Raw genomic sequence first — 23,360 nt, 5'->3', positions numbered from 1 at the left:
AATTAGGAAAATAACATAGATACAGATACTATTGTTAGTAGTTGATATAGTTTTAAATTCGTGAGTTTTTCTAATTGTTAACGTTTACAAAGATAGGATGAAATCTGGAGATGATGATTTGAATTTATTTATGTTGAAGTAGTTGTGATTTCCTAGATGATTAATATCATAAATTTCTCTAGTATTTATTTTAGCCACTCTGATACTTATATTTATATGATTTAAGTGGCTGCCTGAATATTTTAATTATAAGTTTTGCTAAATATTATAGAAATTTTTCTAAAATTAGATTCTAAAATCTATTCACTATTAACATACTTATAAAAACCATTGCTGTAACTTAGAAAATAATCAGGTGTATTCTTCTATTATTTATTTCTGGTATATATCAGCAACTATACTGGGGATTGTATTGGCAAAAAGTCTTTTTTTAATTAACTAAGCCTAATGTTACCGAAATTCGGTAACATTAGGCTTATGGTTGGTGAGATTTTTGTGAAATTAGGTCAAGTCAATTTTGGAGTACTAGAAGGAATGTATAATCAAGGTGCCGTTGTGGGTCCTGACAATACGGAATCAGGTAGCCGCACCTTCATCTATGAAGTAGTGGGTTTGCATCAGAGCGAAGAAAATACTCAGATTAACTATCCTATTCGTAAGAGCGGGCGTGTATTTATCAGAGTACCTTATGACTGCATGAATAAAGAAATGCGGCGCATTAATAGTCTGGGGGGAAAAATTGTTAATATCCAGCCCATAGGTACTATCCAGGCAGCAAGTGGTAAGGATACACCTGTTAATACTAAGAGTAAGAATAATCAAAAAAATACTATGAATCAAGCACAGCCGAGGAAAAGTGCAAATTCCAATGTTCCTGTAAATATTTACCGTCCAAAGAATCCCTACGTAGGTAAATGTATTTCCAATGAACCATTAGTAGCAGAGAATGGAATTGGTGTCGTTCAGCATATTAAATTTGACCTTTCTGCTGGAGATTTACGTTATGTTGAAGGGCAGAGTATTGGTATTATTCCACCCGGTGTAGATAAGAATGGTAAACCGGAAAAACTTAGGCTTTACTCCATTGCCTCCACTCGCCATGGTGATGATGTTGATGACAAGACTGTATCTTTGTGCGTACGTCAGTTACAGTACAAAGATCCTGAAAATATTGAAGAAACAGTTTATGGTGTTTGTTCCTCCTATTTATGCAATCTTGAACCAGGTGAAGATGTAAAAATAACTGGTCCTGTGGGTAAAGAGATGTTATTGCCTGATGATCCTGAGGCTAAAGTGATTATGATGGCAACAGGGACTGGTATTGCACCCATGAGAGCTTATTTATGGCGTATGTTCAAGGATAAAGAAAGACAGGCCAATCCAGAATACCAATTTAAGGGGTTTGCCTGGTTAATTTTCGGTGTGCCTACTACTCCCAATATCCTGTATAGAGATGAGTTAGAAGAAATTCAGCAGAAGTATCCCAACAACTTTCGTCTCACAAATGCCATTAGCCGTGAGCAAAATAATCCCCAAGGTGGCAGAATGTATATTCAAGACAGGGTTGCTGAATATGCAGATGATTTGTGGCAATTAGTTAAAGATGAGAAAACTCATACGTATATGTGTGGTTTACGAGGTATGGAAAGAGGTATTGATGAGGCTTTAAAGATTGCTGCTGCAAAGGAAGGTGTAGACTGGAGTGATTACCAAAGACAACTAAAAAAAGCCCATCGCTGGCATGTGGAAACGTACTAATATCAGGGAAAGGTAAACTAGACTTAGTAATAAGAAAGACTAATCTAATCCTGTCAGGGTGGACATTGTCCACCCTATAATTATTGCCGGTTATTTTGGTAAAAATTGGGGCTTTGTTTGTGGGAATTAAGTTGGGAATCTTAGGATTAGGTACTGTCGGTACGGGTACAGTCGAATTATTATTAGACAGCACTGGTAGGAATCCTTTACTGTCGGAAATTGAGATATATCGTGTAGGAGTACGAGAACTAAATAAACCTAGAAAAGTTAAATTGCCTGATGGAGTGATTATTAATGATTTAAATGCAATTGTTAGCGACCCCCAAGTGGATATTATTGTGGAATTAATAGGGGGTGTTGAACCAGCACGATCACTTGTTCTTAGGGCTATTCAATTTGGTAAACACATAATTACTGCCAATAAAGCCTTAATTTCACGATTTGGGGATGAAATTTTTACCGCTGCGGATCAAGCGGGAGTATACGTGATGTTAGAAGCAGCTGTTGGAGGTGGTATTCCCGTCATTCGCCCTCTCAAAGAATCTTTGAGTATTAACCGTATTAATACAGTTACTGCCATTATTAATGGCACTACCAATTACATTCTTACTCAAATGCAAATGGGAAGCGGGAGTTTTGATGATGTATTAACCGATGCCCAAAATTTAGGTTATGCAGAGGCTGATCCAAGTGCTGATATTGATGGGTTAGATGCAGCAGATAAAATTGCCATTCTTGCTTCACTTGCCTTTAATGGGCGGATAAGACTGGAAGAGGTCTATTATGAAGGCATTTGTAAAGTTAGCAAAATAGATATTGTTTATGCTGAGAAGTTAGGTTTTGTAATTAAATTATTGGCTATCGCACAACAAGATAAAAAAGATAATTTACCTGCTCCATTATCAGTCAGAGTTCATCCAACCTTAGTACCCAAAGAACATCCCTTAGCTAGCATTAATGGTATCTACAATGCAATTCTTGTGGAAGGTGAGCCGATTGGACAAGTAATGTTTTTTGGTCCTGGTGCTGGCGCTGGTGCAACCGCAAGTGCTGTATCTTCAGATATTCTCAATATGGTAGCAGAATTAAAAATAAGTGCCCAAACACTTAATCCAATTCTAACCTGGAAGCTTCATAAGCATAATGAAATTACACCTATAGAAGAACTTATCACCAGATTCTATGCTCGTATACTTACCAGAGATGAACCAAGTGTGGTTGGTAAATTAGGCACCTGTTTTGGTAAATATGGTGTGAGTTTGGAATCTGTAGTTCAAACTGGCTTCCAAGACAAATTGGCAGAGATAGTGGTAGTCACACATGATGTGCGAGAAGGAGATTTTCGTCAGGCCCTAAAGGAAATCGAGAGCTTAGATACAATACATAGTACTCCCAGTATCTTCAGGGTTTTGTAGAATTAAAGCACTTGCAAATTAGGAGGTAGGAATGATTTTTATGGTATTTTTTTAGATCCTATTATTTATGGTGTCCATTTATGGTACATCTGGAACTGAATTTGTTTACATAGAAATTTTAAAAAATATTAAAGGGTACTAACTAAATTATTTATTAATTTGTTCCAATTCTTCTTGTTGTTGCTGATAAGAGATGATTTAATTCCTATTAATCCTCATTACATTGTAGGTGATGATGGTTATCCCCAGTATTTAAAGAAAAATAAAAGTGATCAAGGTGGGATGCATCTCACCTTGATCACTTTTATTTTCGGTAATAACAACCGCAAATCAGAATATATCATCATAACAATAACTATATAAACAAATTGCGGTTATTTTCAGTTGATTATTTGTTTTGTCCCATTACTTGTGACTTTAATGTGTCTATTTCTCCAGTTAGTTCTTCTCTACTTTTTGCATTAAGCAAGTAACGGTAGACAAACCATACTGAATAACCAATGCCTATTAGCTCAAAAGTTGGAGCAATCAGAGGAATATCGTTCAAAGCACCTAGAACGGCTAGAACGACTTTGACAGATATTAATGCTCCAAGAATCAATCCAACACTAATTAATGGCTGTTTATACCTATCAAAGAAGGATCCTAGATATTCAGGCATGGAACCTAAAAAGCTAGAAACTAACTCCCCATATTTCAGCCATTCATCTTGAGAGTGGTTAGGTGCTTGGAGTTTTGTAATAGTTCCTGCTTGAGTATTTATATCTGGCATTTGTGTCTCTGAAGAGTTGCTTCCAATGGATTCCGGTTCTTGCATTTTTGTCTTCCATTAAATTTGACAGTTTAGTAAATCTTACCCAGATATTCACTACCATGGGGTTAATGATGCTCTGGTTATGGGTAAATGTCTTCGCACGATTGAGTTTGGGAGGAACAAAGAAGGTATTATGGCTTTTACAACCACCATTATCCTTTTACTACTACTGCATCAACTACAAGATAAAAGTCCCATAGAGATAATTTATGCTAAGTTAGCAACTCAGTATTTTGCTATCCCACACTACAAATCACACAAAAATTGCTTAACTTCCTGTTTACACAAGTACAAGTGACAATTTTACCTGATATTCAAACTATCTGGGGTAATAATAGTTAATTAATATGCTGAAATAGATATTAATATCTAATAAGGGTTTGTATAGTTCCACAACACATATGTCGGAAGATACTAATTTAAAGATACTTCATAATTGATAGTGAAATAACTCTATTCTCATTATTAACTGTCAATTTTTCCTATAAGAAGGAAATACAAATAGTTGAATTGATTGTTACGATCTGGGTTTTGATATTTACCATCTTAATAATTAGAGTATAAACTACACAATAAATATCTTCTGATATGATTATGACTTGGAGTCATATTTGTGGAACAATCTATCAGGGGCAATCTTTTCAGTATTTGTTTGAGATTAATACTAAAAAAAGTGGTCAAGTAATTTAGACTTTAATTTTATCTTTTAAAAGTTTGTATTCCATTTACAGTCTAAAATATAAGGTTTTTCTACAAATCATAATAACTTCATGTAGTAGTGGAAAAATATTATTATGAGTTTTACTAGTGATAGATCTGCTTGATTAAAAGCACTCATAAAAATACTGTCAGATTTGAAGTTTAATTAAATAGTCAAGCTTACAAACTACAAAAATATAAGGGATCTTAGTTTATTAATTCTAATCACAGGGTAATTGCCAGACTTAATGGAAGTTTGTAAAGTCATCAAAATAGTACAAAAAAATAGTACAAAAATAAGAGAAGAAAAACCATAAGAGTATTGTCAGGATGAAATCATAATTTGTATATAAGTTTATTTGCTAATCGTTATTTTCTACTCAAGTAGATTGCCATAATTTATAATGTTGGTTATTCTATTTTGAAATTTCAAATACTGGAAATAACCGTTATGAAGATCTGGTCAAATCTTCCGATAAGTTTAAGGTGGCTAGTAAGTAAAAGTGAAAAAAAATACTGATTAGATTAGTAATATTTTCAAATTAAGTAAGTTGATAGTTGAGTTAGAAGTTTTTATTTATTAAATATGAAAAGAACCTTGTATTTGTTTATTATTATGACTAGTTATTCACATAGTAAATAAACATCAAACTTAGTACTGTCCGTATTGATAATCTGAAATCAAATGAGGATATAAATTAACTGGGCGAGAATTTTTAATCCTACTCAAATTAATCATTCATCACAAGGTTTGAAGTCATAAAGTAGAGCAGCTTCCTGGGGATATAGCTACTAAGAACGGTAACAGCCAATATTTCGTAGGCTTATCCCTATAGCCCAGAAGGAAGTGGGTGTAAATATTACCCCACTGTTTGTAGGTTCAAGAAATATTAAATCCATTTAAATTAGGATATTATTCTTAGCAATACATTGTTCATGATGATTAAACCTATTATCATTAGGCTTTCTTAAGCTTACTCTAAATAATGTTAGTATCTCCTGCCAACTACTTCCGAATATATCTCTTACTTCTTACCAAAAAAATTGAATTGATGTATTTCTATATATTGAAAGCCTTGAATTGGTCTATTATGATAGGGTAAATTACAATGGGTAATTGTTTCTTCTATACTTTATTAATTTATTTATTGACAATACCATATTTCTTACAAAAGAATATTCTGAAATTTATTATAGCCTACGAAATTAAATCACATGTCATGGCTTCTCCAAGCCAAACATAAAATTAAATTTTGATGTGAAGAAAAATAGAATATAAGACTAATTGTACTAAGTATTTTGCAGTTAGAATTCGTGTGCTGCTACAACAAAAACAGATCTGGGTGATTTTCTCTGGATTTAATGTTTGCTTGATGTTATCTATTGTCTATGTCCTAGTTACTAACTTTCTCGTTTCTTGACAAATTCACTAAATCGGTCTCAAGGTCTGCTCATAAGTAACTCAGGTCTTTCAGAATTCTATTGAGTTGCATTCATTTATGAATTGTAACCATAAAATTAACTTCTATTAACTACAGTTCATGATATCTAGTAGTTTTGCGAGAATCAAAATCGATAACAACAATCAAAGCATTTGCTTTCCAAACTTGCAAGGATAGTATTTGTCTCTTGAAATACGGATAAAATTGAGATGAAATTAGCTTACTGGATGTATACTGGCCCAGCACATATTGGAACTCTACGAGTAGCCAGTTCTTTTAAAAATGTTCATGCAATTATGCATGCACCCTTGGGAGATGACTACTTTAACGTAATGCGATCAATGTTGGAGAGAGAACGAAATTTTACCCCTGTTACTGCTAGTATTGTTGACCGTCATGTTTTAGCACAGGGCTCCCAGGAAAAGGTGGTAGATAACATTACCCGTAAAGATCAGGAATTAACTCCGGATTTAATTGTATTGACTCCCACTTGCACCTCTAGCATATTGCAAGAGGACCTACACAATTTTGTGGAAAGGGCACAAATGGATTGCCAAGGGGATATTCTGTTAGCTGATGTTAACCACTACCGTGTAAATGAACTACAAGCTGGTGATCGTACCCTAGAACAAATTGTCCGATTTTATCTGCAAAAATCCCAGAAGAAAGGGGAATTGCCACAAGAAAAAACTCCAAATCCCTCTGTAAACATCATTGGAATTTCCACCCTCGGTTTCCATAATCAGCATGATTGTAAGGAGTTGAAGAAACTTATGGGGGATTTAGGTATTCAGATAAACCTAGTTATTCCTGAAGGTGCATCTGTTCACGAATTGAAAAATCTTCCTCAAGCCTGGTTTAACCTAATTCCCTATAGAGAAATAGGTTTGATGACTGCCAATTATCTAGAAGCAGAGTTTGGAATACCCTATGTAGATATTACCCCCATGGGTGTAGTTAATACTGCTAATTGTATCAATAGGATCCAGCAAGTCATTAATAGGTTAGGTGGGAATGTAGATTATCAGGAATTTATTGAAGAGCAAACCTTATATATTTCTCAGGCTGCTTGGTTCTCCCGTTCTATAGACTGTCAAAACCTTACGGGGAAAAAGGCTGTTGTATTTGGCGATAATACGCATGCTGCTGCCATGACAAAAATTTTAGCTAGGGAAATGGGTATTCATGTTGTCTGGGCAGGAACATACTGTAAGCATGACTCTGAATGGTTTCGGGAACAAGTCAGTAATTACTGTGATGAAATAATTGTTACTGATGACCATACTGAAATTGGTAATGCTATTGCCAGGGTGGAACCATCAGCAATTTTTGGTACACAAATGGAGCGTCATGTTGGCAAACGTTTGAATATTCCCTGTGGTGTAATAGCTGCTCCTGTTCATATCCAGGACTTTCCTGTTGGTTACAAACCATTTATGGGTTATGAAGGTACAAATCAATTAGTGGATTTGGTATATAACTCATTTACCCTTGGTATGGAAGATCATTTGTTAGAAATATTTGGTGGGCATGATACAAAAGAAGTTATTACTAAAGGCATTTCTGCCACATCGGATTTAAACTGGACGAAGGATGGTTTAGCTGAGTTGAACAAAATACCTGGGTTTGTTCGTGGGAAAGTTAAGCGTAACACTGAGAAATTTGCTAGGGAAAGAGGTCTTAAAGAGATTAACCTAGAAGTTCTATATGCAGCCAAGGAAACTGTAGGGGTGTAATCTATAGGGAGTTATTATCCGCCCTATTGAAATTAGACCAGTTTTGTGGGGCGGCAACTACATAACTAAATATAAAGTGAAAATAGTTGGTGGAACTAAAACACTACAAATATTTTTTCAAAAATGCATATTGACTTTTATAAAATTTTGAAGGTATTTCTATAGACAAATAAGGTATCTTAGAAAGATTTTATTCCATGTAATTTATACTCTCGGCACACTCGTTAATTCAATATTAATTATGTTTTTTTCATAAGAGACTAAAAAACATAATTAATATTGCAGAATTGTTATTATAAAAGCTTAATATTAAGAATTTAACAATATTCACTAAATGTAATTATATGCAAGCTTCTCGTTGTTTTAACCAGAAATTAATGGATTGATAGAAGAAATTTGTAACGTCTAAATATATATCATGGAAAAATACTAACTCTAATTATTCACTTCTAAGGTAATATTTGATGTTTATTAATAACTTTCAGTAATAGTAGTATTCATACCCCTAAGAGTTTCTGTGATTTAAGTTAAATTATTCATCAAAGATTACCATCGAGTAATAAAAACTATCTGGGATATGTTTGCTAACACTAAGAAAGCCTCACCAAGTATAAAAATCTGACAATTATTGTAAACTATTCAGATACTTATGCTTATTAGCCCTGTTAAGATTAATACAAAAAAAATAATAATAATAACAAATAAAAATATTTTAATTAATTTAATTGGAGTAAATACAAGTATATAAGTTTAGACTTAACCTAAATAAGAAGTAAGGGCTACCAAGAAATATTAAGCTTGGTAGAAAACATAAATATAGATAATATTGAGATTATAGCGTATAAATAAAGCTTTAATCATATAAAGAAGCTATTAATGAAAATTAATTAAAAAAGAGAGCAAAGAGAAAAATAACTTATTTACTTATATGCTATTAGTATTAGCTACTGAATTAATAACAGAATAGATGATACAAGTCTTTAATTTATTAACTATTATGGGTATTATTTATAAGCTAAAAATAAAAAATCCAGAAATAAATATGTGGGAAATAATAAATAATATAGGATCAGGAACTATATTAAGGGAATGCTAAATACTGATTAAGCATTAAGCTAAGAATCACCATCCTGGGAACTAAAATTATTTAATAGGAAAGCTATCCTTGTATTGATTATTCCTTACTAATCTAATTAAAAGCAAAAATAATACATGTTGACTCGATCTATTCTTATGTAAAATAAGGACATATTATTACAAATTTTGTCTCATCCTAGATTGTGTCTAGATATATTACTAAATTCATAAGTTACAAAAGATTTGAAAACATATATTAACTTTATCATAAAATTATCGGGTGAAAGTTTCTAATATGTTAAGCAAGTTATTCCAGATAGAAGAAGAATAATATTTACAATAAGTTTGCATCATTAGCTTGTCAATAACAGGATATATGTAGTTTCGAATCAGGTAATATTAGAAGGGGTTAATTATCCTAATTTCTTGAATTCTAAAATAAATTAGAATAATTCGTGCTCTTGCTACTAAAAGTTCATTCTTAAAAATCTTAAGCTAAATTAGCAAAGAGTAAGAGATAAAAAAATATGGGTTTATATTAACCTCATGCTAATTTAATAATAATGATTTTGTTTGGAATAAAACACTATAGTAGTTGTGAGTTTACCTTATTGTATTTTGATCGAATGTCTAGACTATTACAAATAATGTTCACTATTGACCATTTGTTTTAGAAGGTAGCACACTGGTGATGTTGTGAAAACATATGGTCTTAGACTTTTAACTTCAACCCTCAGTTTTTTTTGTTCAATGACTCTAAATAATCACAATTCATTTACCTTCCCCTTTGTTTTGAAACCAACTACGCTACTTCGAACTAGTAAGATACAATTATTAAGGTTTAGTTACATCATTAGCTAAAATCATAGAATCCTAATTATGGCTGTAGTACAGCTATGATTGTAAAGTTATATAAATCTTAACTCGAATGCGCTTATGACGCTCCCTATCCGTAACGTTGCTATTATTGCCCATGTAGACCATGGGAAAACAACCCTCGTTGATGCTCTTCTTAAACAATCTGGTATTTTCCGTGAAGGGGAAGATATTCCCGATTGCGTTATGGATTCTAATACCCTTGAGAGGGAGCGAGGAATTACTATTCTATCGAAGAATACGGCTGTTAAATATAAAAACACGCTGATTAATATTGTAGATACCCCCGGGCACGCTGATTTTGGTGGTGAAGTGGAAAGAGTATTGGGTATGGTGGATGGTTGTATTCTAATAGTTGATGCTAATGAAGGCCCCATGCCACAAACCAGATTTGTACTAAAGAAGGCCCTGGAAAAAGAGTTATGCCCAATAGTAGTTGTAAATAAAATTGATCGTCCCCAAGCAACTCCCCACATATCATTAGATAAAGTTCTGGATTTATTCCTGGAATTGGGTGCTAGTGATAATCAGTGTGATTTTCCGTACTTGTTTGCTTCTGGTCTTGCAGGCTATGCAAAAGAAAATCTGGATGATGAAGCCAAAGATATGCAGCCTCTATTTAAGGCAATTACTCGTTATGTTCCACCACCATTAGGCAACCCCGAAAAACCTTTGCAACTACAAGTCACTACTCTAGATTACTCTGAGTATTTAGGCAGAATTGTCATTGGTAGGATAAGCAATGGAACTATAAGTGCCGGACAACAAGCCGCATTAATTAATGAGAAAGGCGATATTATCAAGGCTAAAGTAACAAAACTAATGGGCTTTGAAGGTTTACAACGTGTGGAAATGGAATCCGCATCTGCTGGACTCATTGTAGCAGTTTCCGGTTTTGCTAATGCAAATATTGGAGAAACTATTGCTTGTCCTAATCAACCCCAAGCCTTACCTCTAATTAAGGTCGATGAACCCACCTTGCAAATGACTTTCTCGGTTAATGACTCTCCGTTTGCTGGAAGGGAGGGTAAGTTCGTTACATCTCGACAGATTCGTGATCGCTTATTCCGAGAATTGGAAACCAATGTGGCTTTGCGTGTAGAGGATGCAAATTCTCCCGATAAGTTCCTTGTATCTGGACGAGGAGAACTCCATTTGGGTATTTTAATTGAAACTATGCGCCGGGAAGGTTATGAATTCCAAGTATCTCAACCCCAAGTAATTTACCGCGAAGTGAATGGGCAATCATGTGAACCTTACGAACTTTTAGTACTTGATATGCCAGAAGATTCAGTTGGCAGTTGTATTGAACGTCTAGGACAGAGAAAAGCAGAAATGCAAAATATGCATATCAGTGCCAACGGACGAGCCCAACTGGAATTTGTTATTCCTGCTCGTGGTTTGATTGGCTTCCGAGGAGATTTTATCCGTATGAGTAGGGGTGAGGGAATTATGAACCATAGTTTTCTCGACTATCGCCAATTGATTGGTAATATTGAAGCTCGCAATAAGGGTGTACTTGTTGCTTTTGAAGAGGGTATTTCCACATTCTATGCTCTCAAAAATGCTGAAGATAGGGGAGTTTTCTTTATTAAACCAGGTATAAAAGTATATAAAGGTATGATTGTTGGTGAACACAATCGCCCCCAAGACTTGGATTTAAATGTCTGTAAAACCAAGCAGTTAACCAACCATCGTTCTGCTACAGGTGATGAATTAGTTCAATTACAATCACCTATAGAAATGAATTTAGAGCGTGCTTTGGAATATATAGGTCCTGATGAATTGGTAGAAATTACTCCCGAGTCAATTCGTCTTCGTAAAATAGCTAAGAAGTTCGCAAAACGTTAATTCAAGGTGAAATTAATCAAACCATATACTGGATTTTCTTGGAAAGAAGAAATAACATTGAAGCTAGTAACAAATATAGTGACTTAATGTCAGTAGTGATTACCTCGGGCAGTACAATTTTTCCTAATATAACTTAGTAGCTTTTACTCCTTCTATGAAAAATATGTGTATCTTTCACTTCAAATTCCACCCAGTATATAGCTTTTTACCCGTACTTGTACTTGATAATATTAACTATTCTTAGTGTTACTGTTGAAATTTACCTTAGCCAAGAACATTATCACTATTAAAAGTAAATTAGACATTCTAGAAGAAGAATATTAAATTCATCACAATGGAAGTTTACATTGTGTTTAGGGGCTTTTATTCATAAGACTCAAAGCTCTTTTCAAGGTCCTCTTGATACCTATAAAAACAAAAATTGTATAATCTTGACTTATGTCAATTGGTATCACGGACTTCACAGAGACCAGCTGTGTTCAAATTTGAATGTGAAAGGAATGATAACTAAAAACATGCAATTTCCATGAAGTGCCGATATGATAATAACTATCTATACCCAGGGAAAAATAGTTACGCATATGCAGTAAATATTATAATGGACAGACTTCATTGTTGTAGCTGCAAGAATTTCACAATCATAATACTAATCTACCTAACAAAACTATAAATCTGCTGTATTTCCAATTTGTTGCAAATAGAAGAAGGTAGCTGAATCAAGGAAAAGCTCTGCCTACTACACTGGACTTGCAAGTGATTTAGAGGATTAGTGCCGGGGGATACTATAAACTCTAATTTCTGTATATAAGATAAACCTGCCAAATAGTCTAAAATTTGTATGACAGCTAATAAGTATGGATGATCTGGTTGCTTATACCAATCTGGAGAAGCTAATAGTGGTTGATCAAAACCCAAATGAACTGTTAAAGAGGGTTTATCAAATAGTGCAACTGCAACTGGACGAGCTTCCTCATGCAACAATAAATTATGTATTTCCGCTAAATGTCGCAGTTTTTCTAATCTTTGGTAATTTTCTGTAACTGCTGTATGTTTATCTTGCCAGTGGAGAGCTAATGTGATCAAATATGTTTGCAGCAGCATATGGCCTAGTTTTTTTGCCTTGGTATCAAGGTAATTAGAATTATGATCGTTAGACTCTATTAATAAAGGAACCCGGTCCACAACCTCTAGGTTATAACCCTTTAAACCAGCTATTTTACGAGGATTGTTTGTAATTAGACGTATCTTTCTCACACCTAAATTCATTAACATTTGCGCCCCCATACCATAGTCCCGCAAATCTGCGGGAAAACCCAGGCGTTCGTTGGCTTCAACTGTATCTAGCCCCATATCTTGTAAGGAATAAGCCTTTAATTTATTTACTAAGCCAATACCCCTTCCTTCTTGACGCAAGTATACAACTATCCCCTGTCCTTCTTCCTCAATCATCTTTAAAGCAGTTTGTAATTGCATCCGACAATCACAACGCAGTGATCCTAAAGCATCCCCAGTTAAGCATTCCGAATGCATCCGTACCATAACTGGCTGATTACCAAAATGCTCTGGGTTCCCCTTTACAAGGGCAACGTGTTCTGAATTATTTAAGGTGTGGCGATAGGCATAAATTTGGAAATTACCAAACTTGGTGGGTAATTGGGCCACTGTTTCTCGGACTACTAAGCAATCATTTTGTAAGCGATAGCTAATTAAATCCGCAATACTAATTATCTTAAGTTGATGATAGCGAGCATATTCAAATAATTGGGGCAAACGTGCCATGGAGCCATCAGGATTTTGAATTTCGCAAATCACTCCCGCCGGATATAGACCAGCCAAACGAGATAAATCTACTGCTGCTTCAGTGTGCCCAGCTCTTTTTAATACTCCTCCCTTTTTGGCACGTATAGGGAAAATGTGTCCTGGGCGACGTAGATCTTCTGGTTTGGTATCTGGATTGAGTGCAACCTGAATGGTGCGGGCACGATCCTCTGCTGAAATACCGGTACTAACTCCTAAATGGGAACCGGCATCAATACTAACAGTAAAAGCAGTCTGATTGGTATCTGTCATTTCTTTTACCATTAAAGGCAAATCTAATTGATCCAGGCGGTTACCCATCATTGCCAGGCAAATCAAACCCCTTGCTTCTACAGCCATAAAGTTAATTGTATGGGGGGTAGCAAACTGGGCCGCACAAACTAAATCACCTTCATTCTCGCGGTTTTCGTCATCAACAACAATAATGACATTACCCGCTTTTAACTCAGCCAAAGCGGCATTAATCGAATCAAATTTAAAACCGGGATTTGATAAGGCTACACCATGAGGATTGAGATTCACATTTTCTTCTCCTACTTGTGGTATTTGCCATTCATGATTAGATTGTGACACGTAGACTACCAGCTCAGAGATGTAATTTTTTTACAAGTGCTTATAAGCCTATTGTAACCCTTTTAATAAACACCAGGAAAACAATATCCATTATTCGATAAAATGACTGATATATCTCTAACTACAATTGGCTTTGATTACTTAAAATATTATGCTACCTTCCTTCAAGTACCCAAGATAGGAAAAGGTCCAGCAAAATCAATTCAAGGGGCTTGTATTTTTTTGATTTTATATTTATTGTCTACTTTCCAATTGAAACTTGGCTAGTTAAGTGTCGAGCAACTTTGTTGTATAGTAACAGAATCTATATCAAATAGCAGTACAAAACATTAATTAAATATAAAAAAATTAAAGTAAGGATTTTATATCATGGGCAATTTTAGACGCGTACCCATTGGCATTATTGGCGCGTCGGGCTATGGCGGAGTTCAGTTAGTCAGACTAATAAGTGATCATCCAGAAGTGGAATTATCTTATTTAGGTGGAGAAAGCAGCGCTGGTAAATCATTTTCGGATATTTATCCTCATTTAGCAGATGTGTGTAACCTGCAAATTGAAACATTGGATCCAGATATAATTGCACAACATGCAGAAATAGTATTCCTTTCCTTACCTAATGGATTGGCTTGTCATCTAGCACCCCAATTACTTGACAAAGGTTGTAAAGTAATCGATTTAAGTGCAGATTATCGATTCCGAGATTTATCAATTTATAGCAGTTGGTACGGCAAAGAAAGACAAGATTGTAAAACAGCGGCCACAGCAGTTTATGGACTGCCAGAACTTTATCGTTATCAGATCACTGAAGCGCAGTTGATAGGTTGCCCTGGTTGTTATCCTACTGCTAGTCTTTTGGCATTATCTCCCTTACTTAAACAAGGTTTAATTGTGCCCGGAACTGCCATTATTGATGCTAAATCTGGTACATCTGGGGGTGGTAGGCAGGGAAAAATAAATATATTGCTTGCAGAGGCCGATAATTCTCTTGGTGCTTACTGTGTAGCTAATCACCGTCATACTCCAGAAATTGAACAAATTTGCAGTGAGTTGGCAGGACACGAAATCATGGTGCAATTTGTGCCACACCTTGTTCCAATGGTGCGAGGGATATTATCTACAGTTTATGCTAGCCTGAGGGATCCTGGTTTGGTTAGGGATGATTTAATTACTATTTTCAGGGCATTTTATCGTAATTCTCCTTGGGTGAAAGTTTGTAATCCTGGTACTTATCCTCAAACTAAATGGGCTTGTGGTAGCAACCTTTGCTATATAGGTATAGAAGCAGACCCGCGTACAGGCCGCATAGTTGTCATGTCAGCTATTGATAATTTAATTAAAGGACAGGCAGGGCAAGCTCTTCAGTGTATGAATTTGATGATGGGTTGGGATGAAACCCTAGGATTACCTAAGTTAGGATTCTATCCTTAGAATCAGGAGATAGTAGTGGGGAATATTTTATCTGTTGTTCTCTTATCTATTCCTCCTACTTTGGCCCCATACCGACGGTACCTGCATAAATAGCACGTTCCCCTAATTCATGCTCTATGCGTAATAGACGATTATATTTAGCTATTCGTTCGCCACGGCAAAGAGAACCGGCTTTAATTTGTCCTGAACGAGTAGCCACGGCTAGGTCAGCAATAGCAGTATCTTCTGTTTCCCCAGATCTATGACTAATTAAGGAACGGAAACCATTATAAGTTGCTAGGTCAATAGTTTCCAAAGTTTCTGTCAGAGAGCCAATTTGATTAAGTTTAATCAAAATGGCATTACCTACTTTTTTCTGAATTCCCTTTTTTAACCGTTGGGAGTTGGTAACAAATAAATCATCCCCAACTAATTGCATAGTACTACCAATTTTAGCTGTTAGATATTGCCAATTTATCCAATCTTCCTCATGTAAACCATCTTCAATCGAAATAATGGGGTATTGGTTGGCTAATTTTATTAAATAATCAATAAATTTCTCTGGAGAATAGGTATGATATCCACAAATATACTGTCCATCCTTGTAGAATTCGCTAGCAGCTACATCCAATGCCAAGGCTATATGTTTCCCCGGCTTATAGCCAGCCCTCTCAATGGCAGTTATCAATAAATCTAATGCTATCTCATTAGATTCTAGGTTTGGAGTAAAACCACCTTCATCCCCTACACCTGTTAATAAACCCTTTTCATTCAAAACCTGGGCAAGGTTAAAAAATACTTCCACCCCCCAGCGCAATGCTTCCCGGAATGAAGTAGCACCTAAAGGGACAATCATAAATTCTTGAAAGTCCAAATTATTAGCTGCATGTGCACCACCATTAATCACATTCATCAAAGGAACTGGCAGCAAATTAGCAAATGAGCCCCCAAAATACCTATAGAGAGGCACTCCTATGGCTTTTGCCCCAGCCTTTGCTACTGCCAGGGAAACAGCTAGGATTGCATTTGCACCTACATTAGATTTATTCCCTGAGCCGTCTAAATTGATCATTATATTATCTATTGTTGCTTGATTAAGAGCATCTACCCCTAACAATTTTGGCGTCAAAATCTTCTCTACATTCTTTACTGCCTTGAGTACCCCTTTACCATGGTAACGACTTTGATCACCATCTCGCATTTCATATGCCTCAAAGGTACCTTTAGAAGCGCCGCTAGGAACCTGTGCTAATCCAATGGAACCATTAAATAAGTGTACTTCTGCTTCTATAGTAGGTTTACCGCGAGAGTCAAGAATTTCACGAGCAATAATTGTTTCAATTGAAGTATCTAGAGTTTTTATCATCTGCATTTAATTTTCGTATAAATTCGTGATTATTTTGATTTCAGCTGTATAGACAATCCATGACTGGCACATAGTTTTTGTATTTTAGATGGGGGCTGAAAATCCATGTATTTATTTTAGTCTTATTAGTATGAAATAATCATATTTACTAGCCGTAACAGTAATATGAGTAAAGCTTACACCGGCAAATTGAAATACGCACAATTTATTAACTTATAGGTGTTCTCTTAGTCAATGTTTAGTTAAGTTGTAAAAGTATTTCTCCATACTTTATCAAAAGAATAGAATAATGAAATTTATTATTAAAACTATAATCGGTGATAATCTAGTATGTATCTTTTTATGTGATTTGCCCCAGGATATTATGTGTACGACTAAAAATTTGTTTTTTCCCTAGAGATTCAACTTGGTATTGAGATACAAAAGAAATTATCATGATAGCTAATTTTATTTAATTATCGGATATTTAAACATGTTGAAAGTGCAGCAGTAGTAACCCAATATTTGGATTTTAGTGAGGATCAAAATCTCAAAGAGTACAAATAATTGATTACTATTGAGACTTTGACTTTTAGTCATAGAATTCAACTTAGTCAGGAGAAGGTAAATTAAGGAAATATTATGGAGGTGAACAACCCTTAAAAGGGTTAATAATTCTCAGTAATCCCATTCATTCTGAGGGATCTGAGTAAGTATTATTTTTTATAAATAAACTTTTATAATAATGTGCAGCTATTTTTACTTTAGGATTGTTCAGGTACGTTTAAAACCAAAAACCGAATAAGGGCTTTATACTGATAAGAAAACTTATGTTTGTAGAGATTAATTTTATTTAATCTCTACAAACATAAGTAATAATTAAAATTACTTGAGAGACTTCTTGAATACTGCTATGTTCATAACATGAATTATAGTGATTCAGTTGAAATCAAATGTTTAATTACCTTCTTGCTAACACTTACTAATTTATAAGTATCTATTATGTCATGGAAAATTTTAAAATTCATGAATTTTTCTATCAGGGAAGCACTAAAATTTAACTATAATAAATTCCAGAATGGTTTTGAGAAATATCCTCAAATTTAGTGATTTCTAGGCCACTAACAATCAAAGCAATTATATAAATTAGACAAGTATACTTGTCTGTCAAGAAAATTAAAAGCTTTGCATTTATCATTTCATATGAGCCTTACATATTTCTAAGTTCATAGTTAAAATTAACTGTGGATAGGTAAGGATTTATTCTAATAACCAAATTTATGTCTCATATCTTGGTGGAAATTGGATAAGCTAAGGTTATTTTATTTTTTGCAATAAACTTGGTGAGAGATGAGTACATTATACTCATCTCTCACATTAATGTTCATTAGTATTAAAACTTCAAAATCTTGCATCTCTTACCGGACCAATTTTAGTACAGGTTTATATTATTAAAATTCTTAGTCACTTCAGTGTTGTGAGTTTTCCCACTTATTTGTTAGCTTTTCTACCTCTTCTAACTATCAAATAAATATTATTTCTTAAAAGTCTTATGATTTCTCTCACTAGCATTTACTGTTACAGATTTATCCGTTCCTAATATCCAACTAAGCTAAATCGATTATTGATGTTAAAAGTTATATATTCAAATTGTAATTATAATTTAGAGTAATAGCTGGCATTTTAAAAATATATCTCCGATTAGGATTTCTTATATAAATCTTTTATTTTTATTGTTAATTAAATCTTTGTAAAATATTGTTGATAGATTAAATATTTGGCGACAAGGAAAAGAGATGAATATGCGCTTATTACATACAATGCTGAGAGTGGTTAATCTTGAAGAGTCTTTGCAGTTTTATTGCAATATTTTGGGAATGAAGTTGCTACGTAAGAAGGATTATCCTGGGGGACAATTTACCCTTGCATTTGTTGGTTATGGTGATGAAAGTAACAATACAGTTTTAGAACTGACCTACAACTGGAATACAGAATTATATAGTCTTGGTAATGCTTATGGGCACATTGCTATTGGGGTCAATGATATTTATGCTACTTGTGATAAAGTCCAAAAACTTGGTGGCAAGGTAGTACGATACCCAGGCCCAATGAAGCATGGTTCTACAGTAATTGCATTTTTAGAAGATCCTAATGGATATAAAGTTGAGCTTATTGAAGTTAAGTCCTCAAATATTCCTATCGAGGTAAATAATCAGGAACTGCTTACAGATAAATGACTTATTATAAGAGTTTGAATGATTCCAAAAAACTTTTTGATCTTCCTCAAGAAGTTTTTGGCATAGGATCCAAACATAGTCATTAATTTTTTTCAGTTTCCATGATAGAAAATTATTGCAATTGTATAAAAATCAATGAAGTAAGATTTTATAATCCCTACAGGGTAAAGAGTTAAATAACTTCCTACTCAGAAGAATTATAAGTAAAAGTCGAGGATCACTATACTTTTATTAAACAATTGGATATTGTTGGGGTCAAACCAATTTCAAAATTGACTGCTATGTAATAGCTTTATCATTGAAGCATACCCAGATTCAAAAATGCTTCTGGGGTATGCTACAGCAATAACAAATCATGTTAAAAGGAATTTTAAGAGAAAATGATATTGTTGAAATGACTCACAGCCAAATAGCTAGTATATAAACCTAAATATTTATAAAACCATATAAAAGCATTAAGGTTGAGACCACGCTAATAAGAAATACGATTCACATATCTTATATTGATTGCAATATGTTGAACATTTATATTAAAAGAATAGTGGAAAAGGGAGAACTGCAAAGCAATTATCAATTTTTTGGAAGAATATGTGTGGTCGTAAGATTACTGATTTACAGAACCTCTCCAAATTAAATGCTATCCTTAATATTGGGAAAAGTGTTTGCTAGCAATGACTTTCGGCATATCATTTTAGATGAAATTTATTTGAAATGTTATGAGGGTATTTTCTATTACTTTTCTTATATCATGAATTCAAGTTTGTACATATTGAGGTTAGCTTTATAAGTACAAGTTATCAGTCGATTTACATGATGTATACATTTGGGTTACTTCTGGTAATGGCATACTCGCTAATGGTGAGAGTATTCTATTACCAATAATTCAATGTATACAACTGAGAATAACCTTGAGAAAACCCCGACTGAGGGTAAAATCATCAAATTTGCCTAGATTCCCAATTTTGCTTTTGGATTTGACTAATTTTACCTATGTTAGTAAAAATAGAATTACATAATCTGCATTACTACCGTTCTTAGTAACCTGTTTGGTATTAGTACTCCTGTAAATTATTTATTTTTTATCATTAAATTAAGATATGCTATCTAAATTAGCCTGGATAAAATTTTCCCATCACTTACAGTAGAGGGAAAACCTTATTATTACCCTTGTTTGTTTCTTATTAGTTTATCCATATAGTCATAATGCTAAACACACAATTTGGTCTTGATAAACTACTGTGGAAGATGTAATTTCATTTTAAATTATAAGCAGGATTCAATCGAATAATACTTTGATGTTACTGCCAAGGACAATAAGAAAACTTTGTTGTTTAAGTTTATGGTTTTTACTGTCTTCTTCCATTAAGAAAAATAGATTAAAGCATATTGAAAATACTATCTTGTTTGATTTATCATACCCCTGCCTATATTCATGGGAATTTATTCTTATGCAGGATAGAATGCTAATTTAAAATTATTTGAGCGATCAGTGCTTAACGAATAACACAAAATATCTCTCGTAACAAATGTAGATAATTCCAGACATTTAATTATCTTTCAATTTCCCCTTCCACCTTTTTTTAAATATAAAATTGTAAATATGCAACCTACAGATCCAAATAAATTTACAGATAAAGCTTGGGAAGGCATTGTTAAGTCTCAGGATATAGTACGTGCTTATCAACAACAGCAACTGGACGTTGAACATTTAATTATTGCTTTATTACAACAGGAAAATGGTTTAGCTTCCAAACTAATTAATCGAATGGGAGTAGATCCTAGCTATATACAACAAAAATTAGAGGATTTTATTCGTCGCCAGCCCACAGTTGCAAAGAGTGATCAACTTTACCTTGGTCGGGCGCTGGATGAGATGTTGAATGTGGCTGAAAATTCCAGGGTTCAAATGCAAGATAGCTATATTTCTATTGAACACATTATATTAGGATTTATTGGGGATGAACGTGTTGGCAAACGTATTTGCAAAGAATTAACTTTAGATAATGTTAGGCTAGAAAGTGCAATTAAAGCAATACGTGGTAGTCAAAAAGTCACAGATCATAATCCTGAATCACGATATGAAGCCCTAAAAAAGTTCGGTAGGGATTTAACTGAACAAGCCAAATCGGGGAAACTTGACCCCGTCATTGGACGAGATGATGAAATTCGACGGGTAATCCAAGTTTTATCCCGTCGCAGCAAAAATAATCCTGTATTAATTGGTGAGCCAGGAGTGGGTAAAACTGCAATTGCAGAAGCTCTTGCCCAAAGAATTGTTAAAGGTGATGTCCCAGAGTCGTTAAAGAACCGCCAGTTAATTACTCTGGACATTGGTAGTTTGGTTGCTGGAGCTAAATACAGAGGTGAGTTTGAGGACAGATTAAAGTCTGTCTTACGGGAGGTTACTGGGTCAAACGGACAGTTTGTACTGTTTATAGATGAACTTCATACTGTAGTTGGGGCGGGTTCAGGACAGCAAGGATCCATGGATGCAAGTAATTTACTTAAACCCATGTTAGCACGGGGGGAATTACGTTGTATTGGTGCAACGACATTGGATGAGTATCGCAAATATATTGAGAAGGATGCAGCCCTTGAAAGGCGGTTTCAGCAAGTATTTGTTGAACAGCCCAGTGTAGAAAATACAATTTCTATTCTGCGGGGTTTGAAAGAACGCTATGAAGTTCACCACAATGTGAAAATTTCTGATTCAGCGTTGGTGGCAGCAGCAACTTTGTCAGCTAGGTATATTAGTGAGCGTTTTTTACCAGATAAGGCAATTGATTTAGTGGACGAAGCCGCTGCCCAGTTGAAGATGGAAATTACCTCTAAACCCACAGAATTAGAAAATATTGATCGTCGTTTAATACAATTAGAAATGGAAAAACTTTCTCTTGCAGGGGAAGACAAGGCCACTTTGCAAATACAGCGACGAATAGGCTTAATAGATGAAGAAATTGGCCAGTTAAAAGTAAAGCAAAATGAGTTAAATGGTCAATGGCAAGGGGAAAAGCAACTGTTACAAGCTATTAGTACTCTCAAACAAGAAGAGGAAAATCTTCGGGTGCAAATAGAACAGGCAGAACGATCCTATGACCTAAATAAAGCAGCACAGTTAAAGTATGGCAGGTTGGAAAGGGTTCAGCATAACCAGGAAGCCAAGGAGACTGAACTCCTAAAAATCCAAAGTCAAGGTTCTGCCCTCTTACGGGAACAAGTTACGGAAGCTGATGTTGCTGAAATCGTTGCCAAGTGGACAGGTATTCCAGTCAATCGCCTATTAGAGTCTGAACGTCAGAAACTATTAAAATTGGAAAGCTACCTACATCAACGGGTGGTGGGGCAAGAGGAAGCTGTGGAGGCTGTTGCTGGGGCAATTCGCCGTGCTCGTGCAGGAATCAAAGATCCGGGTCGTCCTATTGGTTCATTTTTATTTATGGGCCCTACTGGAGTAGGAAAAACAGAATTAGCCCGTGCTTTGGCTCAATTCCTATTTGACTCTGATGGCTCTTTAGTTAGATTAGATATGTCTGAGTATATGGAGAAACACTCTGTATCTCGTCTAGTCGGTGCTCCCCCTGGATATGTGGGTTATGGGGAAGGGGGACAACTCTCGGAAGCGATTCGTCGCCGTCCCTATTCTGTCGTTTTGTTAGATGAGGCAGAAAAAGCGCACCCAGATGTATTTAATATACTATTGCAAGTCTTAGAAGATGGTAATGTTACTGACTCTCAAGGACACAACATAGATTTTCGTAATACCATAATTGTCATGACAAGTAATATTGGCAGCGAACATATTCTGAATGTATCAGAGGATGACTCCCAATATGAAAAAATACGAAACAGAGTGATGAACGCTTTGCGGTCACATTTTCGTCCTGAATTTCTCAACCGCATTGATGATTTAATTATCTTCCATCCTCTCAGTCGTGATGAGATGGGAAAAATTATTAGCATTCAACTCAAACGGGTAGAAGATCTCCTCGCCGATCAAAAAATTTCTTTGGAAATATCCAAAGCAGCCTGTGAATACCTTGTAGAAATAGGCTATGATCCAGTGTATGGAGCACGTCCTATCAAACGTGCAATCCAGCGAGAAGTAGAAAATGTAATTGCCACTCAAATCTTGGAAAATAAGTTTGTAGAAGGTGATACAATCGCAATTAATAAGGGTAAGAAAGGATTGATGTTTGAGAAAAAAACTTACCCGATTTCTGTTATTTTCCAATGATAAAGAATTTTTGCAAACATCTTCTAAACTACAAATTTTCAGAGGTAAAATACTATACACCATCAATACTGCCGCAAT

Annotated in this window: 11 protein-coding genes; 8 read left to right on the top strand and 3 right to left on the bottom strand. The window is 34.8% G+C overall.

Annotated elements, in window-relative coordinates:
* The first annotated feature begins 534 nt into the window (after window positions 1-534).
* Together petH and RINTHH_RS08380 are read left to right on the top strand one after the other, a co-directional pair.
* Window positions 535-1,758 carry a ferredoxin--NADP reductase gene (gene petH, locus RINTHH_RS08385; RefSeq protein WP_044304925.1) on the top strand — a complete coding sequence of 408 codons (1,224 nt, stop codon included), beginning with the start codon at window positions 535-537 and terminating at the stop codon, window positions 1,756-1,758.
* A gap of 119 nt (window positions 1,759-1,877) precedes the next feature.
* On the top strand, window positions 1,878-3,173 hold the full coding sequence (locus RINTHH_RS08380; RefSeq protein ID WP_044304924.1) for a homoserine dehydrogenase: 1,296 nt from the start codon (window positions 1,878-1,880) through the stop codon (window positions 3,171-3,173).
* Between the two features lie 388 nt (window positions 3,174-3,561).
* Here the strand turns inward: RINTHH_RS08380 and RINTHH_RS08375 are convergent, their stop codons facing one another.
* On the bottom strand, window positions 3,562-3,990 hold the full coding sequence (locus RINTHH_RS08375; protein ID WP_008235337.1) for a CAAD domain-containing protein: 429 nt from the start codon (window positions 3,988-3,990) through the stop codon (window positions 3,562-3,564).
* Between the two features lie 2 nt (window positions 3,991-3,992).
* Here RINTHH_RS08375 and RINTHH_RS10900 point away from each other — a divergent pair, with 2 nt between their 5' ends.
* The 3 genes from RINTHH_RS10900 (at window position 3,993) to typA (ending at window position 11,668) form a co-directional block, all read left to right on the top strand.
* On the top strand, window positions 3,993-4,187 hold the full coding sequence (locus RINTHH_RS10900) for a hypothetical protein (RefSeq protein ID WP_155943959.1): 195 nt from the start codon (window positions 3,993-3,995) through the stop codon (window positions 4,185-4,187).
* Between the two features lie 2,150 nt (window positions 4,188-6,337).
* Complete coding sequence (bchB, locus tag RINTHH_RS08370; RefSeq protein WP_044304921.1) at window positions 6,338-7,864, top strand: ferredoxin:protochlorophyllide reductase (ATP-dependent) subunit B; 1,527 nt, start codon at window positions 6,338-6,340, stop codon at window positions 7,862-7,864.
* A gap of 2,013 nt (window positions 7,865-9,877) precedes the next feature.
* A complete protein-coding gene (gene typA, locus RINTHH_RS08365; protein ID WP_044304920.1) occupies window positions 9,878-11,668 on the top strand; it encodes a translational GTPase TypA in 1,791 nt (596 codons plus the stop codon).
* A 651-nt stretch (window positions 11,669-12,319) separates the two neighbouring features.
* Here the strand turns inward: typA and ribBA are convergent.
* On the bottom strand, window positions 12,320-14,008 hold the full coding sequence (ribBA, locus tag RINTHH_RS08360; protein ID WP_044304923.1) for a bifunctional 3,4-dihydroxy-2-butanone-4-phosphate synthase/GTP cyclohydrolase II: 1,689 nt from the start codon (window positions 14,006-14,008) through the stop codon (window positions 12,320-12,322).
* Between the two features lie 420 nt (window positions 14,009-14,428).
* On the opposite strand from ribBA, the gene argC reads away from it, so the two are divergent.
* Entirely contained in the window at window positions 14,429-15,487 is a 1,059-nt protein-coding gene (gene argC, locus RINTHH_RS08355) for an N-acetyl-gamma-glutamyl-phosphate reductase (protein WP_008235324.1), read from the top strand.
* A 55-nt stretch (window positions 15,488-15,542) separates the two neighbouring features.
* Here the strand turns inward: argC and eno are convergent, their stop codons facing one another.
* A complete protein-coding gene (gene eno / locus RINTHH_RS08350) occupies window positions 15,543-16,832 on the bottom strand; it encodes a phosphopyruvate hydratase (protein ID WP_044304922.1) in 1,290 nt (429 codons plus the stop codon).
* A 1,781-nt stretch (window positions 16,833-18,613) separates the two neighbouring features.
* Between eno and gloA the strand changes: the two genes are divergently transcribed.
* Both gloA and clpB read left to right on the top strand, forming a co-directional pair.
* Window positions 18,614-19,048 (top strand): lactoylglutathione lyase, encoded by a 435-nt coding sequence (gene gloA / locus RINTHH_RS08345; RefSeq protein ID WP_008235320.1) that lies wholly within the window; start codon window positions 18,614-18,616, stop codon window positions 19,046-19,048.
* A 1,600-nt stretch (window positions 19,049-20,648) separates the two neighbouring features.
* On the top strand, window positions 20,649-23,282 hold the full coding sequence (gene clpB / locus RINTHH_RS08340) for an ATP-dependent chaperone ClpB (RefSeq protein ID WP_008235319.1): 2,634 nt from the start codon (window positions 20,649-20,651) through the stop codon (window positions 23,280-23,282).
* The last annotated feature ends 78 nt before the right edge of the window (window positions 23,283-23,360 follow it).

Source organism: Richelia intracellularis HH01, assembly GCF_000350105.1.
Taxonomy (GTDB): domain Bacteria; phylum Cyanobacteriota; class Cyanobacteriia; order Cyanobacteriales; family Nostocaceae; genus Richelia; species Richelia intracellularis.
The sequence above is the reverse complement of the archived record's forward strand: the minus strand, read 5'-3'. Positions and strand labels throughout refer to the sequence as shown.

Bases quoted from the DNA above. Each gene is read 5' to 3' on its own strand.
- gloA (WP_008235320.1), top strand. From the start codon at position 18,614: ATGCGCTTATTACATACAATGCTGAGAGTGGTTAATCTTGAAGAGTCT.
- eno (WP_044304922.1), bottom strand. From the start codon at position 16,832: ATGATAAAAACTCTAGATACTTCAATTGAAACAATTATTGCTCGTGAA.
- argC (WP_008235324.1), top strand. From the start codon at position 14,429: ATGGGCAATTTTAGACGCGTACCCATTGGCATTATTGGCGCGTCGGGC.
- clpB (WP_008235319.1), top strand. From the start codon at position 20,649: ATGCAACCTACAGATCCAAATAAATTTACAGATAAAGCTTGGGAAGGC.
- typA (WP_044304920.1), top strand. From the start codon at position 9,878: ATGACGCTCCCTATCCGTAACGTTGCTATTATTGCCCATGTAGACCAT.
- bchB (WP_044304921.1), top strand. From the start codon at position 6,338: ATGAAATTAGCTTACTGGATGTATACTGGCCCAGCACATATTGGAACT.
- petH (WP_044304925.1), top strand. From the start codon at position 535: ATGTATAATCAAGGTGCCGTTGTGGGTCCTGACAATACGGAATCAGGT.
- RINTHH_RS08375 (WP_008235337.1), bottom strand. From the start codon at position 3,990: ATGCAAGAACCGGAATCCATTGGAAGCAACTCTTCAGAGACACAAATG.